General features: G+C 42.8%; 11 protein-coding genes. 2 read left to right on the top strand and 9 right to left on the bottom strand.

The window, feature by feature from the left end; genetic code table 11:
• Nucleotides 1–70: 70 nt before the first annotated feature.
• Nucleotides 71–532 carry a BON domain-containing protein gene (locus V7K76_RS24285; RefSeq protein ID WP_334778072.1) on the bottom strand — a complete coding sequence of 154 codons (462 nt, stop codon included), beginning with the start codon at nucleotides 530–532 and terminating at the stop codon, nucleotides 71–73.
• Nucleotides 533–673: 141 nt separating this feature from the next.
• Nucleotides 674–1933, bottom strand: a complete 1260-nt coding sequence (locus V7K76_RS24280; protein ID WP_334778073.1) for a histidine kinase — start codon at nucleotides 1931–1933, stop codon at nucleotides 674–676.
• Nucleotides 1934–2368: 435 nt separating this feature from the next.
• Here V7K76_RS24280 and V7K76_RS24275 point away from each other — a divergent pair, with 435 nt between their 5' ends.
• Nucleotides 2369–5491, top strand: coding sequence for an MFS transporter (locus V7K76_RS24275; protein ID WP_334778074.1), 3123 nt, complete (start codon nucleotides 2369–2371; stop codon nucleotides 5489–5491).
• A gap of 258 nt (nucleotides 5492–5749) precedes the next feature.
• The gene (gene ilvD / locus V7K76_RS24270; protein ID WP_334778075.1) at nucleotides 5750–7435 is read left to right on the top strand and encodes a dihydroxy-acid dehydratase; all 1686 of its coding nucleotides are present in this window, start codon (nucleotides 5750–5752) and stop codon (nucleotides 7433–7435) included.
• 98 nt (nucleotides 7436–7533) lie between these two features.
• Here ilvD and V7K76_RS24265 read toward each other — a convergent pair whose 3' ends face one another.
• The 7 genes from V7K76_RS24265 to kdpB all read right to left on the bottom strand — a co-directional run bounded on the left by V7K76_RS24265 (nucleotide 7534) and on the right by kdpB (nucleotide 16329).
• Nucleotides 7534–7662: a hypothetical protein gene (locus V7K76_RS24265; RefSeq protein ID WP_334951281.1), complete on the bottom strand. Its 129-nt coding sequence runs from the start codon at nucleotides 7660–7662 to the stop codon at nucleotides 7534–7536.
• Between the two features lie 288 nt (nucleotides 7663–7950).
• Nucleotides 7951–8460 (bottom strand): DUF2085 domain-containing protein, encoded by a 510-nt coding sequence (locus tag V7K76_RS24260; protein WP_334778076.1) that lies wholly within the window; start codon nucleotides 8458–8460, stop codon nucleotides 7951–7953.
• Nucleotides 8461–8502: 42 nt separating this feature from the next.
• Nucleotides 8503–10614 carry a bifunctional arginine dihydrolase/ornithine cyclodeaminase gene (argZ, locus tag V7K76_RS24255; RefSeq protein WP_334778077.1) on the bottom strand — a complete coding sequence of 704 codons (2112 nt, stop codon included), beginning with the start codon at nucleotides 10612–10614 and terminating at the stop codon, nucleotides 8503–8505.
• 424 nt (nucleotides 10615–11038) lie between these two features.
• Nucleotides 11039–11650 (bottom strand): K(+)-transporting ATPase subunit C, encoded by a 612-nt coding sequence (gene kdpC / locus V7K76_RS24250; protein WP_334778078.1) that lies wholly within the window; start codon nucleotides 11648–11650, stop codon nucleotides 11039–11041.
• 18 nt (nucleotides 11651–11668) lie between these two features.
• Nucleotides 11669–13381 (bottom strand): potassium-transporting ATPase subunit KdpA, encoded by a 1713-nt coding sequence (kdpA, locus tag V7K76_RS24245; RefSeq protein WP_334778079.1) that lies wholly within the window; start codon nucleotides 13379–13381, stop codon nucleotides 11669–11671.
• A 354-nt stretch (nucleotides 13382–13735) separates the two neighbouring features.
• On the bottom strand, nucleotides 13736–14002 hold the full coding sequence (gene kdpF / locus V7K76_RS24240; protein ID WP_334778080.1) for a K(+)-transporting ATPase subunit F: 267 nt from the start codon (nucleotides 14000–14002) through the stop codon (nucleotides 13736–13738).
• A 245-nt stretch (nucleotides 14003–14247) separates the two neighbouring features.
• Entirely contained in the window at nucleotides 14248–16329 is a 2082-nt protein-coding gene (gene kdpB, locus V7K76_RS24235; RefSeq protein ID WP_334778081.1) for a potassium-transporting ATPase subunit KdpB, read from the bottom strand.
• Nucleotides 16330–16493: the final 164 nt, after the last annotated feature.

Raw genomic sequence — 16493 nt, 5'->3', positions numbered from 1 at the left:
ACTAATACTGAGTAAGAGTATTTAATTTTATTTATGCCTACCTACTCAATTAGATTTGTTGTTGGCTTTCTTAGCTTTTTGGTGTGGCAACAGTTGCTTTAACAACTACAGTTTTGACACCTTTAATTTGTTTAGCTAAAGTTTCGATTTTAGCCAATTCCTGCTGAGTGGTGACAGTTCCCGCAACAGTCACAACACCACCGTCTGCGGCATTAACTGTTAGTGCACCTTTGGGTATATTAGCCTCCAACTTGGAGCGAACTTCACTTGCTAAGTCACCTTTAGCTCTTTTTGTATCCCCACCAGTGGTATTATTGCGCTGTTCGCGGGCGCGAATATCCTCATTTAGCTGTCTTCTGCGAACTTCACTTTGTGCATCTTTTTGAGAAGCTTCTGTGGTTTTTGCAGTCGGTGTTTGGGGAGCTTCATTAGGATTATTGGGTGCAGATTCACTTGTTTTAGAAGCGTTATCACAAGCGGCAACACCAAACATTAAGAGGGTGCTAATTAAGAAGGGGGTTAGCTTTTGCATAGGTTTAATTCGCAATCTGAAGGTGAAATTTGTTGATATTTATGGGACAAAGGAGGAGCAAGTTTTTTAGTCAGGAGCAAAGTTTTCAATTTCTTTATCCTGCAATTTAGGGCAATGAGTTTGAGTGACAACTACTTTGGGTTAAAGTACTTCATCACGACGATCAACAATGACGACGGCAGGATCGTTTCTATGAGGCTCTGCTGAGTAATTGGTGCGATCGCTATTATGCGTGACTTGTTCAAAACCTGGGCGAGGTTCACTAATCTCTGTGGCATCATAGATAGCAAATTCTTCAATACCTCGATGTTTGAGAATTGCTTCTGCTTGGTGGATTTCAGCTTCTGTACCATCGATAATTACTAAGTAGTCGCCTCTTTGGAAGCGATCGCTATATACTCTAGCTCTATCTTCAGGGATTCCCAAGCCAACGAGCGCACCAACAATACTCCCAGCCGCCGCACCGATGGCACCACCAGCCAATGTTGTTGCCAAAGCCGTTGCTACTGCACCACCTGCAATCACTGGCCCGATTCCAGGAATTGCTAAAGTCCCCAAACCAACTAATAAGCCAGTCAAACCGCCGACGACTCCACCTGTTGCGGCTCCAGCTTTTGCACCATCGTCTGCTTTATTACCTGTACCAACATTTCTGTCTACATCTACGCCAGCGATCCCATGACCGTTTGTATCTTTGGCGATGATCGAGACTCTATCTAAAGAAAAACCCGCATCTCGTAATTCTGTAATTGCTACTTCTGCATCTCGGCGATGTGAAAATATCCCGATCGCACGTTTAGCGACACCACTATAAGCTGGTGTAGGAGTAACATAATCAGTGCCAACATTTGCCACATCTGGGTTATCGTAAATGCCAAACTCTTCCACACCCTGACGATTTAGAATTGATTCGGCTCTGAGAATTTCTGCATCTGTGCCATCAAGGATCACTAAATAGTGTCCTCGTCTCACGCGTTCGTCGTAAACTCTGGCTCGTTCTTCGGGAATTCCTAAACCAATTAATGCACCAAGCAAACTACCCGCTACTGCACCAATACCAACGCCAGCAAGAGTTGTAGCTAGAGTAGTTGCTGCGGCTCCAGCTAACATAATTGGCCCGATGCCAGGAATTGCCAGAGTACCAAGACCGACTAGTAAGCCAGTTAATCCGCCCAAAGCACCGCCTGTGGCTGCTCCGACTTTAGCACCTTCGTCCGATTTATCGCCGACGCGATCGCGCACTTCAGCCCCAGCAATATCGTCTTTGTCTCCATCTTGGGTAATGACAGAAACTCTATTCATGTCAAAGCCGACTTTTTTCAATTCATGTAGTGCATTCTCAACATCTCGGCGATTAGAAAATACACCTACACCACGTTTATGTACAACACCTACAACCATTATTTTCTCTCCTCAGCAACAATTAATTATTCTACAAATTTTATAGCTTGTAATACCCTCCATTAATACATTTTTATATCCCATTTACATCAATCGCTTGGAAGAATTTTTCTCTCTATCATTAGGCATAGGTGACTTTATCTAAATGACTAAATAATTTTCAAGTATAAAAAGTTAAATATTGATTGCTACTAGTTATCAATAGATTGTTTTAAAAAATATGTTACGAAATATTGCTTTTTTAAGATTTTGTATTTCCATGAATTTCCTAGAATTGCATTACTTAGTAAAAGAAAAAATCTTCTTTTGAGATACAACTTTTGGCGAACTAACCTACTACCTAAGAAAGTGTCAGCGTCGATAACTGAATAATTAAGCTGATAAATAAGCCATTTTCTAAATGGGTATGTAATTGAGTGCAAGTGAGAAAATCTTATGTTTCAAAGTGTTTTAACCATTTTGGGATGGAACTGGTTGCCTTTTGGATTAGAGCCTGTAAATTTAGCTCAGGAAATACTAACTCCCGAAAAAGCATCAGTTCTTTTTTCTGGATCTAAATTCTTAGTGGCAATGCTCGCTGGGGTTTCAATGGCATTTGCCTTTCAATTGTTATTCACAAACTTTTCAGTCGCAGTCGGCATTTCATCTTGGGAAATCGACTCTGATTCTGACGATGAGTCACAAGGTTTGGGTAAGACTATTCGTAAAGTTCAAGCTAAAGCTGGTGCTTGGGCATTAATAACCGCGAGCATTGCATTATTTATTGCTTGTTTTTTAGCAGTAAAACTTAGCTTAATCGAAAGTGCATTTTTAGGAGCAATTATTGGTGTAGTCATCTGGTCTATCTATTTCTCACTAGTAATTTGGTTGGGTTCATCGGCGGTTGGTTCTTTAATTGGTTCTATTTCTAATACTGTCACTTCTGGTTTTCAAGCACTGATGGGTACAGCAAATGCTGGTATTGGTGCTAATGCTGCAAAAAAACAGTTAGTTTCTACGGCTGAAGAGATTACAGCCGCAGTCCGACGAGAATTAACTTCAGGTTTTGATTCTGAAGGTATTAAAAATACGCTCCAAAGTTCCTTAAGCTCTCTGCAATTACCAAAGCTGGATATCAAAGAAATACGCACTCAATTTGACCAGCTTCTTAAAGATACAGATTTACAATCTGTTGCCAATAGTGATTTACTGCAAAATATTAACCGCCAAACCTTTGTTGATTTAATCAGCAGTCGTACAGATTTATCTAAAGAAGATATCAATGGCATTGCTGACCAATTTCAAGATGCTTGGCAACAAGCTTTGAATCGCAAAAATCCTACAGAACAAGTAATCAATTTACTTAAGTCTGCTACTCCTGAAGAACTGAATTCTGAGCAATTGGGTGAACGGCTTCAACAACTGGTTACAGTGGGAGGCGGTAATGGCAATGGTGTAATTAAGCAAGCAATTCGATATGGCTTGAGTGCTGCTGCACCAGCAGTTATGGAGCGAGTAAATCTTGCTAATATCGATGTGAACAAAATTACAACTCAGTTGCAAAAGCTGAAAGGAAAAGTTCAAGATGTCGATGTCGATGAAATCACAGAACAACTCAAAAAGTTTAGAGAGCAAGCAACTGAGCAAGTATCTGCAAAATTATCAATATCACTGGAAAATGCGATTAAGGCAGATGTCGAAGACTACATATTGCATTCGTTTCCTTGGCACTTCAATCGAATTACCTTAGTAGATGAATTTAAAGAAGTCATCTATGACGTAAATGCAGATCCGACAACTGTGAGACGAGAGTTGGAAGAAATTAATCAAGAATATTTCACCAATTTACTAAAGCAGCGTGGTGATATCAGCGAAGCCAGGGTGAAAGAAATTTCCGAACAAATGGAAAGCGATCGCCTGGAAGTTTTAGAGACTGTCAAACAGTCCGAAGCGCGCGAAAAAGGGCAAGATTTCCGCAGCCGTATCGAAGATTATCTGCGTTCAACGGGGAAAGAAGAACTCAATCCTGAAGGTATTGAGCGAGATTTTGCGAAGTTGCTGGAAGATCCACAAGCTGGATTTGAAGATTTAAGCGATCGCTTTGGGCAATTTGACCGCGATACTTTTGTACAATTGCTCAGTCAGCGTCAAGATATCAGCGAAGAGGAAGCTAATAATATAGTTAGTCAACTCGAACGCAACCGCGATAACCTATTGAATCGTGCTAGAGAATTGCAAGAACAAGCAAAGGCGAAAGCCGATGAACTGCGCCAAAGAGTTGAAGAATATCTGCAAAATACTAACAAAGACGAACTTAATCCCGAAGCTATCAAACGTGAGTTTAGAATCTTGCTAGACGATCCGCAAGCCGGAATTAGCCTGTTGCGATCGCGCCTATCACAATTTGATCGGGATACATTGGTACAATTGCTCAGTCAGCGTCAAGATTTGAGCGAAGAACAGGTAAATCAAACTCTCGATCAGCTCGAATCAGTCCGAGATAGTATTTTGCAAGTACCGCAACAAGCGAAAGAACAGTACGAAAAAACTACAAAAGCGATCGCCGAATATCTCCGCAATACCAACCTAGAAGAACTTGATCCAGAAGGGATCAGGGGCGATTTGGAAAAATTACTCGATGATCCTAAGGCGGGTACATTAGCATTACGCGATCGCTTGTCTCACGTCGATCGAGAAACCTTGGTTAAACTCGTGAGTCAACGAGGAGACTTGAGCCAAGAGCAGATTAATCAGATAATTGATCGCGCTCAAGATGCCATTGGTGATATCCTGAGAGCGCCACGACGTTTAGCCAAGCGTACTGCTCAAAAAGCTCTAGATTTTGAAGGTAATCTGGAAGAATATCTGCGTAATACCAACAAAGATGAACTCAACCCCGAAGGAATCAAACGCGATTTACAATTGCTACTGTCTTCTCCCCGCGCTGGACTTGGGAATTTAAGCGATCGCGCCTCCAAATTTGACCGTTCGACAATTGTGGCGCTATTATCTCAACGGGAAGATATCTCAGAAGAAGAAGCTAACCGAATTGTGGATCAAATTGATTCTGTTCGTAGTTCTATTGTTGAACAATTCCAACAGATTCAGCAGAGAGTGCAATCAGTGCTAGATGGGGTTTTTGCCAAAGTTCGCAACTATCTTAACTCCCTGGATCGTTCCGAACTCAGCTATGAAGGAATTAAACAAGACTTTGCGAAAGTCTTCGACGATCCCCAAGCCGGATTTGAAGCATTGCGCGATCGCCTCAGTCAATTCGATCGTGATACCTTAGTTGCTGTATTGAGTTCTCGTGAAGATATTTCGGAGGCTGATGCTAACCGCATAATTAACCAAATAGAAGCAGCGCGGGATGGCGTATTGCACCGAGCCGAACGCATCCAACAAGAAACCCAAAAACGCTTGAAAGTAATTCAAGAGCAAGCTAAAAAGCAAGCCGAAGAAACTAAAAAAACCGTTGCTAATGCTGCGTGGTGGATATTTGGGACAGCGATTACTTCCCTTGCGGCTAGTGCGATCGCCGGTGCGATCGCGGTGACTGGGATAACTCTACCTGGTTAAAATATCTCCGTCATTGAGAATGTTATTCAGGAGATATTCTGCAAGGTAGTACTCATGGGGATCTACTAGCTGAGTTTGAAATTCAGCTTGCAGGCACATCACAACTAGTAGCAAGCGACATTATCCTTTAATAGACTTTTTGTAAAAGTCACTAAACCCCACTCCTAAGCGATCGCTCTTAGGAGTGGGGTTCTTATTCATGAGAAAATCAGATAATACAATCGCAATACAAGCGATGATGCCAGGGAAGGAAAAAAAATGTCGGAGAATTTGAGAAGCCAAATAGTGACGCAAGGGGTGCAGCGATCGCCTAATCGGGCTATGCTGCGTGCAGTTGGTTTTAAAGATGAAGATTTCAATAAAGCCATTGTGGGCATTGCCAACGGTTACAGCACGATCACCCCCTGTAATATGGGGATCAATCAACTGGCGCAGAGGGCAGAGGTGGGGATTAGAACTGCCGGGGCGATGCCGCAAGTGTTTGGCACAATTACCATTAGCGATGGGATTTCGATGGGAACTGAAGGGATGAAATATTCCCTAGTGTCGCGGGAAGTCATTGCCGATTCCATTGAAACCGTCTGTACTGGACAAAGTATGGATGGTGTGATAGCGATTGGCGGTTGTGATAAAAATATGCCAGGGGCAATGCTAGCGATCGCGCGGATCAATATCCCGGCAATATTCGTTTATGGCGGCACAATTAAACCCGGTCACTATAATGGACGCGATTTAACTGTTGTTAGTTGTTTTGAAGCTGTTGGTCAATATAGTGCTGGAAAAATTGACGAAAAAGAATTATTAGAAGTTGAAAATCGAGCTTGTCCTGGCGCTGGTTCCTGTGGGGGAATGTTCACAGCTAACACCATGTCTTCAGCATTTGAAGCCTTGGGGATGAGTTTGCCCTATTCTTCGACAATGGCGGCAGAAGATGCTGAAAAAGCCGATAGCACCGAAAAATCAGCCCTTGTATTAGTCGAAGCTATCCGCAAACAAATCTTGCCTCGCCAAATTATCACCCGCAAATCTCTAGAGAATGCCATTTCTGTAGTCATGGCGGTGGGTGGTTCGACCAATGCAGTGTTGCATTTATTAGCGATCGCCCGCGCCGCCGATGTAGAGTTAACCATAGACGACTTTGAAACTATCCGCGGCCGTGTTCCCGTTTTGTGTGATTTAAAACCAAGCGGTAAATATGTCGCCACAGATTTACACAAAGCTGGTGGCATTCCCCAAGTAATGAAGATGCTACTTGTGCATGATTTATTACATGGTGATAGTCTTACCATCACTGGTCAAACAATTGCAGAGATATTAGCAGACATCCCAGCAGAACCATCTGCCAATCAAGATGTGATTCGTCCTTGGAATAACCCAATGTATGCCCAAGGACATTTAGCCGTTCTCAGAGGTAATTTGGCAACAGAAGGGGCTGTTGCCAAAATTACTGGGGTGAAAAAACCAGTGATTACCGGGCCTGCACGAGTGTTTGAATCAGAAGAAGCTTCTTTAGATGCAATTTTGGCTGGTAAAATTCAACCTGGTGATATTCTAGTCATCCGCTACGAAGGGCCTAAGGGTGGCCCTGGGATGCGAGAAATGTTAGCTCCCACCTCTGCAATTATCGGTGCTGGTTTGGGTGATGCTGTGGGATTAATTACCGACGGACGTTTTTCTGGCGGTACTTATGGCATGGTGGTTGGTCATGTTGCACCAGAAGCAGCAGTGGGTGGTGCGATCGCCCTTATAGAAGAAGGCGATAGTATTACTATTGATGCACCCGCTCGTCTATTGCAGTTGAATATATCTGAAGAAGAATTGGCCCGTCGTCGTGCCAATTGGCAACCTCCCGCTCCACGTTACACTAAAGGCGTGTTGGCGAAATATGCCAAATTAGTATCTTCTAGCAGTATTGGCGCTGTAACAGATTTGGACTTGTTTTAATTAACCTGACATAACTTCAACTGCCTACACTGTAAAGTCCGGTACAGTGTAGGCTTATCAATATGTAGGTACTAACGCAAAACTAATTGAACATTTATTTAAGCTGGAATGACCTTGTGATAACAATACCGTTCGGTTAAGGTTTTTTGATGAAAATTATAAATCTCAAAGACGCGATAAATCGGCGTCTCTACAAAAGACTGATTATTGTAGAGACGCCGATTCATCGCGTCTCTTGCCTTAACCGAACAGTATTGCTTGTGATAAGCATTTAAGACAATGCCAATATACAATTAATTTTGCACAGGTAATTAGCACCCATTTCAGTCGGGGTTTAAATCTCAATACGGTTCAGTTAAGGCTAAAATTCTTTTTTTAACCAACCGCAAAGGACGCAAAGGACGCAAAGGAAGAGAAGGAAGAGAAGCTTAACTGAACTGTATTGGTTTAAATCCTCGTCTGAAATGTCTTTAATTTTTAATTTTTAATTTTTAATTGTTAATTATGGGGATCTATTAAGTTTTAGCACCCCGCCACCCATGCAAGATTGGCATAGTAAACAATCCCCACGCCAAACCCGTAATTAACCCAAAAGGCGTAACCAGATAATTATTAAAATTCCACAAACCAAAAACTTGCGCTGCCAATTCCAAAGGATAAGCCATCATCAGCACACTTACTAAAGCCACACCACTCCAGCCATACTGACTCAACCAGTAAAATTCCTTACCACCAGTTATCCCATACAGCAGACGAGTAATCAGCAAACCCGTGACAGTGCCGTAGCAGCGCATACACACAGCCATAATAAACGGTGGTGCTAAATCTAACCCCATATCTGGTTGCGGACAGACATGATTACCCATGAAATAAATGATGTCCGCAATCCCAGGAAGCAAAGACACTCCAGACGCAGCCAAAAAGGGAGCAATTGGCGGGCCAAAAACCATCCCCGCCAACATAAAATCAGCAATTAAACTGACCCAATTAACCTGCAACTCTTCACTAAAAGCTACTCTTGTCATCTCCCTTTCTCTGCGCCCTCTGCGCCTCTGCGGTTCGTTTTCCTAACCTACCTTATTCACATAAGGACTTGTCAACTTATCCAACTGCTGAATCAGCAGACTGAGGAATAATCCCACATCCGTCACCACACCCACCGATTCTACAGAACCGCGATCGCTTAACTTAGTCACCACAGCTGGATTAATATCCACACATACCATTTTCACACCCGCCGGGGTCATATTCCCCACGCCAATGGAGTGCAGCATCGATGACAACATCAAAATCATCTCCGCACCTTCTAAATGTTTGGCATATTCCTCCTGTGCTTGAATCAAATCCATTTGGGTATCAGGCAAAGGTCCGTCATCCCGAATCGATCCCGCAAGCACAAAAGGTATATTATTGTGGACACATTCATACATCACGCCACTTTTAATTGCTCCCGCCTCCACAGCTTTGGGAATGCTGCCATAACGGCGGATACTATTAATTACCTTCAGGTGATGGCGGTGTCCACCACGAACGGCGACACCCCGTTTCATGTCCACACCTAAGGAAGTGCCCATGATATTTTGCTCGATGTCGTGAACTGCGATCGCATTCCCACCCAGCAACGCCTGTACATATCCTTCCCGAACCAGTTGCGCCAAGTGTTCGCCGCCACCAGTATGAATCACCACTGGTCCAGCCGTGACAACTACTTTACCACCAGCATCGCGGATTTTACGTAATTCCCAAGCCACTTGCTCAACGACCAATTCCACGCGCCGTTCGCTGGAAACTCCCGCCGACATAAAGCTGAATTCTTGGGTGCTGCGGAGTTCGCGCGATTCAGTTTTGCGGATGGTGCGGATACCCAACACGTCTACAATTACCTGTTCGCCAACTTTTAAATCGCGTAAAATTTTACACCGAGCTACTAAACCTGTAGGAGATTGAGTAATGGCGATCGCGCCATCCATTCGCTGATTTTCTACCTTCACCCACTGACCATTAATTCGCACTTCCGTGGGATAAATTGTACTGACGTAGAAATCATCAGGCGCAACACCATCTTGGATTACCGGCTCCAGTTTGGCATCTCGTTCATCATGGGGTAAATCTACAGCACCCAAATCAATCAACATTGAGATGATTTCTTCCATCACCTCATGAGATGGTGCTGATACCTTCACCTCTGCGGCTGAAGTACTTTGGCGTTGTTCTCCCAAGTTGAAATTTAAGACTTGGAAACTTCCCCCGGCATCTATAATCAAATCCAAAGCGCGGTTGATTAAGCCAGCATCTAGCAAATGTCCTTCCATGCGAATGACGCGGCTTTCTACCGAGACATTGGCATGAATTTCATCTCTAACTGGTTCTGTCACCCGCAGAGTTAAGCATTTAGCTGCACCACCAGCTTTGAGAAATTCCGTCAGTGGTGTTTCCAGCACTTGGAAACCTACATCTGCAAGGCGGGTTTTCAAAGCATCACTCGCCTTGTTCATAATGACGATGTTATCCACATTCACCGTATTACAAGCGAAGTTGACTGCATCGGCTTCTTCAATTGCGATTAGCTTTTCTGGTGCGACTCGTATTTCAATTAAGCGGTTGGAGTAAGAATCAAAAGCACCGGGATAGTAAAGCAAATAGCCATTTGTTAAAGGACAAAAGCAAGTATCCAGGTGATAGAAACGTTCGTCTATTAATCGCAGCGATAGCACCTCAATATCCAGCCATTTAGCTAGATAAGGGTGAGAATCTAATTCCGAGCGAAAACCGTATCCCGCCCATAACCAGCGTCCTTCCCGATCTAGCAGTGCGTCTCCTGCTCCCTCAAAGGGTAAATCTTTGGGTAGTTCATTGACTGTATAACCATTTGCCTCAAACCATTGTTTGAAGAAAGGCTCCTCGCCCTGACGTTCTTTGTGCAAAAAGCGGCTGAGAACGACATTATCACCTAGAACTAAGCCAGCGTTGGCAGTAAAAACCAAATCAGGCCAGCCTTTTTCAGGTGGTACTAAGTCTACAATGGCGTGTTGTTTGAGGATTTGGTGTAGTCCTTGCCACTGTTCCACGGCGCGATCGCGCGATGACTTGTGAATATTCCCTTCCATCCAAGGATTAATCACATAATCTACATCGTAGTAGTCAGGAGGGCACATTAAAAAGCGAATCCGGGAAGTCATAAAAATCTTACAAGGGTTTTATATAGTACAAGCTTACTTTGAATACAGACTTTTCTTTTTTTTTACAGGTAAAATCTGCTACTATAGCTTATCTATTTTGATGGTTGAAGACTTTAACAAAGGCTTCATTATTAATTCTATTACTGGAAGATGGTAATAATATAGCAATCCGATTTGATTTCTGAATCACTCGTAGAGGTAAGGGACTGGGGAATGGGGACTGGGGACTGGGAAGAAGGAATAAAGGTGTACTGAGTTTTTTCAAAAATCAAATATGAGTCCTATACCAAATCAACTAATTAACCAATTCCGTGGGTTTAAGTCCCCCGCCTCTAAAAAGCGGCAAGTTTTGTGTTGGGGTTTAAATCCCCATCACAAAACTGTACTTCCGACTTATTTAACTTTATTTCGTCAGTCCCAGTCCCTATTTATCCAAAGCCAAATTCAGTTTGAGAACATTGACATGGGGTTCTCCTAAAAATCCCCACTGCCGTCCTGTGGTATTGTCACTAATTAGTTTTTGCACTTCTCCTACAGGTTTATTGCGGGCTTTAGCTACGCGAGATGCTTGGAGGTTGGCGTTGGCAATGGATATATCAGGATCTAAACCAGAAGCAGAGTTAGTTACTGCATCAATTGGAACAGGAGTGTTATCCGCTAAACCATTTTCTTTGCGGTAGGCTGTGATTGCACCTTTGACTGCATCAATCAATTTCTTATTAGTAGGGCCATAATTGGTTGCACCACTGTTAGCAGCATTATAGGGTTGAGCATCAGTCCCACCAGTCTTGTTTGTAGCGCTAGGACGGGGATGGAAGTACTTAGGCGCAGCGAAGTTTTGACCAATGAGTTCAGAACCAATCACTTTGTTATTGACAGTGATTAAGCTACCTTGGGCTTGGTAAGGGAACAAAAGGTTTGCAACCACTGTAGTTGCAAGTGGATAGATGACACCACAAAGCAAGATAAACCAAAGGGCGGTAGTGATTGCAGGTATCAGTAAGCTAATTATGGGTGAACGAGATTGAATTGCCATTGGGGATAATTCCTGAATTTAGAAAGATTTGCCAGATGCTAGCTCAAAGTGTTCTGATATTGGGCCAAGAGCCAAAGCTGGGAAAAATGTTAACCCACCAACAATTAATATCGAAGCTAATAACAGGACTCCAAAGAACACGGTATTTGTAGACATCGTACCCGTGGTTTTTGGTACTCTCGGTTTAACAGCCAAGTAGCCAGCAACAGCTAACATGGGTAATACAGGAGCTAAAAATCTTCCTAGCAATATCCCTATACCGAGTACAGAGTTGTAGAAAGGAGTATTCGCATTGAGTCCACCAAAGGCTGACCCATTATTAGCCGTTACTGATGTAAAAGCATATAAAAGTTCAGTAAACCCGTGAGCATCTGGGTTATTTAAACTGTCTAATGCTTTCGGCCAAACTAGTGCCAGTCCGATTCCGATTAGAATTGTGAAGGGGTGAGCTAGTAAGGCTAAAGACACAAGTTTGACTTCTTTAGCTTCAATTTTTTTGCTCAAAAATTCTGGTGTACGTCCTACCATCAACCCTACAAGAAAGACGGTTACAGCAGCGTACATAATTAAGGTAATCAGCCCGACACCTTTACCACCAAAAACCACGTTTAGCAGCATTTCTGAAAGCGCCGCAAAGCCTCCCATTGGTGTGAGACTATCATGCATGGCATTGACACTACCTGTAGTAGCGGCTGTGGTAGCAGTGACAAATAAGCTAGTTTGAGCAATGCCAAACCTCACCTCCTTACCTTCAAAATTGCCACCGCTTTGCAAAGCTGATAAAGTTTGATCAGCCCCTACTTCAGTTAACAACGGATTCCCAATTTGTTCAGCCGGCAGGATGATTGCTAAAAATCCGATGAATAAAGCGGTGAATACCCCAAAAAATATCCATCCTTGTCGCCGCGCTCTTACCATTGTTCCAAAGGTGTAGGTGAGTGCTGGAACAATTAACAACATTGACATAATCTCTAGGGAATTTGTCAAAGCAGTTGGATTTTCAAAGGGGTGGGCTGAATTCACGTTAAAGAATCCACCGCCGTTTGTACCAATTTGCTTAATCGACTCTAAACTAGCAACAGGGCCACGAGCAATGGTTTGAGTAGCACCTTCCAGAGTAGTTGCGATCGCAGCCGGAGCTAATGTCTGAGGGACTCCTTGCCAAACATAGACTAGCGACAACACAAAACAAATCGGTAGAAACAATCGATAAATTGCCCTAGTCAAATCTACCCAAAAGTTCCCCAGATTGTTAACACCGTTTTGACTTAATCCCCTGATGACTGCAACCCCAGCCGCTAAACCTGTTGCTGATGAGGTAAACATCAAACAGGTAATCATTACCATTTGATTAAAATAAGAAAGGGTTGTTTCACCGCCATAGCTTTGCCAATCAGTGTTGGTAACAAAAGAAATTGCAGTGTTAAACGCCAGATCTGCCGTTGGTGCTGGAGAAATTTTATCGGGATTGAAAGGCAAAATATCTTGAAGTCGTAGTGTTGCATAAAACAACAACACGAAAACTAAATTAGAGATTACAATCGCCTGACTATAGCGTTGCCAAGTCATTTTTTCTTCAGGATTTATCCCTAGAAATCGATAGGTGTAACGCTCTAATACCGTATCTGTCTCATCAGTGAAAATCTTAATTAAGTATTTGCCGATTGGGATAACAAAAGCAAACCCAATAATTAAGATAATGATTAGCAGTTGCAAGATGTTCAATATCATACAAATTGATTCCCTACAGCGTCTCAAACGCTCTAATTAAACCAAAAAGACCTAAAAAGCTAACTAAAATAACCGCCACGTAAATTAAATCGTTCATAACTTCGATATTTGGGGATTGGGGACTGGGGACTGGGGGAATGGCACTAAGTTAAGATACAGCCCTTGCCCCAACTGGTTCCCAGCCTCCAGGCTGGGAAACCATTCTCGGAGGCTCCGCCTCCATAGCTTGACAAGAGGCAGAGCCTCTCGGAACTCGTTCCCAGCCTCCAGGCTGGGAACGAGGATACAATAAGTCTTTGGACTTTTCTTAGTGCCATTCGGGATTGGGGATTGGGGATTTATACGTCAACCAGCTTAAAAGCGTTGGGGTTGTAACATCACCATGAATAGATAAATTGCCAATGCTACTGTTACAAGTCCCAGCACACCGATCGCATAAGCACTTCCCCGCGAAATTGTTTCTCCGCTTGCTGCAAAAACAACAGGGGCAAGAACTGCATTTAAACAGAGAGCAAGAAATATTTTGAAAGAAATAGAGCGGTACAATTTTGGCGATCGCAGTACTTCTACCTCATTGCTCAATTGACTCAGCATCTCATTGACTAACTTAATTTTCGTCATATATTCAAAGCCTCGTGAATGTTTATATTTTTACGTCTATGCCTGAGTTTTTAATATTCATAGACAGACACAAAGCACAGAAAAAATGCTTATTTGGGAGATTTAAAAGATTAACTTTTAGTAAAATGGCGTTATTTAATTTAGAAAAAAATAAGTATTCTTCACTCTTCCTGTCTGCGGCTGGAGCGCGTCTGCGTGAAGTTCAATTAACAACGCCGATGAAAAACAAATGCTCAAAAAACTAACTATGACAAACCAATCGCCACAATAATCACATCAATGATTTTGATGCCAATAAATGGAGCAATTACACCACCAACCCCATAGATATAAACATTGCGTTGCAATAGTTGATCGGCTGTGAGGGGTCGGAATTTAACACCCTTAAGTGCTAGTGGAATCAACGCCGGAATAATCAGTGCATTAAAGATCAAAGCAGACAGAATCGCCGATTGCGAACTTGCTAAACCCATAATGTTTAAACTGCCAAGTCCAGCAGTAGTAAACAAAGCGGGAATAATTGCAAAGTATTTAGAGATATCGTTAGCGACTGAAAAGGTAGTCAGTGCGCCTCTGGTAATTAGTAACTGCTTACCAATTGTCACAATATCTATCAACTTTGTGGGGTCAGAATCCAAGTCCACCATATTGGCAGCTTCTTTGGCTGCTTGTGTACCAGAGTTCATCGCCACACCTACATTGGCCTGAGCAAGTGCCGGTGCATCATTAGTACCATCACCAGTCATTGCTACTATTTTATTTTCCGCTTGTTCAGCTTGGATAACTCTCATTTTATCTTCTGGTGTAGCCTCAGCAATGAAGTCATCTACACCAGCTTCTTGGGCAATCACAGAAGCAGTAATTCGATTGTCTCCTGTCAACATGATGGTGCGAATACCCATGCGCCGCAGTTGTTCAAATCGTTCACTAATCCCCGGTTTGACAATATCTTTTAAATAAATCACACCGTAGATTTTTTGATTTTGACAAATGGCCAGAGGAGTACCACCTAATCGAGAAACTTTTTCATAAGCTTGATCTAGTTCAGGACTTAATGAACCAGCACGAGAACGAACAAATCCTTTAATGGAATCAACTGCTCCTTTTCTAACTTGTTGTCCATCTGGTAAGTTTGTGCCACTCATCCGAGTTTTAGCAGTGAACTCAATCCCTTCTGCTTTACTTTCGTCAAAGTTGATCTCTGCGCCTAATTGCCGCGCTAGTCTAACAATGGATTTCCCTTCTGGTGTTTGGTCAAACAAGCTAGAAGCTAAGGCAACTTCGGCTACCTGTTCTAAAGTGTAACCATTAACTGGTATAAACTCTTCAGCTAGGCGATTACCAAGGGTGATAGTACCAGTTTTATCCAAAATCAGAGTGTTCACATCTCCACAGGCTTCAACTGCTCTACCAGAAGTCGCAATCACATTAAATTGGGCTACTCTATCCATCCCTGCAATCCCAATTGCACTTAATAAACCACCGATGGTGGTAGGAATCAAGGCGACAAGAAGTGAAATTAAGTTGGCGATACTCACCGGACTTTGACGATAGTTAGCAATTAGTGGAATTATCGCCACCACCACCAAGAAAATTAAGGTGAGTGCTGCAAGTAAGACTGTGAGAGCAATTTCATTTGGTGTTTTTGTCCGTTCTGCCCCCTCCACTAACGCAATCATCCGATCAATAAAGCCTTTTCCTGGATCGGCTGTAACCCGAATAGTTAGTTGGTCTGATAAAATTAGTGTCCCGCCAGTCACGGAACTAGAAATATCTGTTCCTGGTTCCTTGAGTACTGGTGCTGACTCACCCGTAATGGCGGATTCATCAACGGAAGCCACACCTTCGATCACTTCCCCGTCAGCTGGGAGAATATCACCTGCAATTACTTGCACTAAATCGCCTTTACGCAGATTAGTAGAACTGACTTCTTGTAAGCCACTGGGGGTAATTTTGCGTGCTAAGGTATCAGACCTGGTGGCTCGGAGTGTATCTGCTTGAGCTTTACCTCGTCCTTCTGCTACTGCTTCGGCAAAGTTGGCAAAGAGAAGAGTTAAAAACAGAATAACGGTAATTATCCCGTTGTAAAACCATTGATTCTTGCCCGGAACAGTACCAAACAAATTTGGAGCAACGGTAGTTAGTGCCGTGATAATAGTCCCGACCCAGACCACAAACATCACTGGATTCCTGACCATGATTCGTGGGTCAAGTTTAACGAAAGACTCCTTAATTGCTCTTGAGTAAAGACCAGAGGTGTCAACTTTTGGATAATTATGTTGTGATGAGCGAACTTTTGAAGCAGATTGAGTTTGAGTTGAAGTCATACTTTTGATTAGATAGTCGTAACAACGGTAGAACCATAATGAACTCGCTGGATAATTGGCTACAATTACACTTTTCTCAGCTAAAAAATCTAGATGATTAGACCAGTCCTAAAACTAAATTTGACCAAAGAAAGGAGATAAAATGCTACCTCCATTAACTCAAA

This window comes from Nostoc sp., assembly GCF_036917975.1.
GTDB lineage: Bacteria > Cyanobacteriota > Cyanobacteriia > Cyanobacteriales > Nostocaceae > Nostoc.
Note: the sequence above shows the minus strand (reverse complement) of the source record. Positions and strands in the feature narration are given on the sequence as shown.

What these genes read in the sequence shown, in the direction of transcription:
- V7K76_RS24280 (WP_334778073.1), bottom strand. Translation starts at nt 1,933, where the DNA reads ATGGTTGTAGGTGTTGTACATAAACGTGGTGTAGGTGTATTTTCTAAT.
- argZ (WP_334778077.1), bottom strand. Translation starts at nt 10,614, where the DNA reads ATGACTTCCCGGATTCGCTTTTTAATGTGCCCTCCTGACTACTACGAT.
- kdpA (WP_334778079.1), bottom strand. Translation starts at nt 13,381, where the DNA reads ATGATATTGAACATCTTGCAACTGCTAATCATTATCTTAATTATTGGG.
- kdpC (WP_334778078.1), bottom strand. Translation starts at nt 11,650, where the DNA reads ATGGCAATTCAATCTCGTTCACCCATAATTAGCTTACTGATACCTGCA.
- kdpF (WP_334778080.1), bottom strand. Translation starts at nt 14,002, where the DNA reads ATGACGAAAATTAAGTTAGTCAATGAGATGCTGAGTCAATTGAGCAAT.
- ilvD (WP_334778075.1), top strand. Translation starts at nt 5,750, where the DNA reads ATGTCGGAGAATTTGAGAAGCCAAATAGTGACGCAAGGGGTGCAGCGA.
- kdpB (WP_334778081.1), bottom strand. Translation starts at nt 16,329, where the DNA reads ATGACTTCAACTCAAACTCAATCTGCTTCAAAAGTTCGCTCATCACAA.
- V7K76_RS24260 (WP_334778076.1), bottom strand. Translation starts at nt 8,460, where the DNA reads ATGACAAGAGTAGCTTTTAGTGAAGAGTTGCAGGTTAATTGGGTCAGT.
- V7K76_RS24285 (WP_334778072.1), bottom strand. Translation starts at nt 532, where the DNA reads ATGCAAAAGCTAACCCCCTTCTTAATTAGCACCCTCTTAATGTTTGGT.
- V7K76_RS24265 (WP_334951281.1), bottom strand. Translation starts at nt 7,662, where the DNA reads ATGAATCGGCGTCTCTACAATAATCAGTCTTTTGTAGAGACGCCGATT.
- V7K76_RS24275 (WP_334778074.1), top strand. Translation starts at nt 2,369, where the DNA reads ATGTTTCAAAGTGTTTTAACCATTTTGGGATGGAACTGGTTGCCTTTT.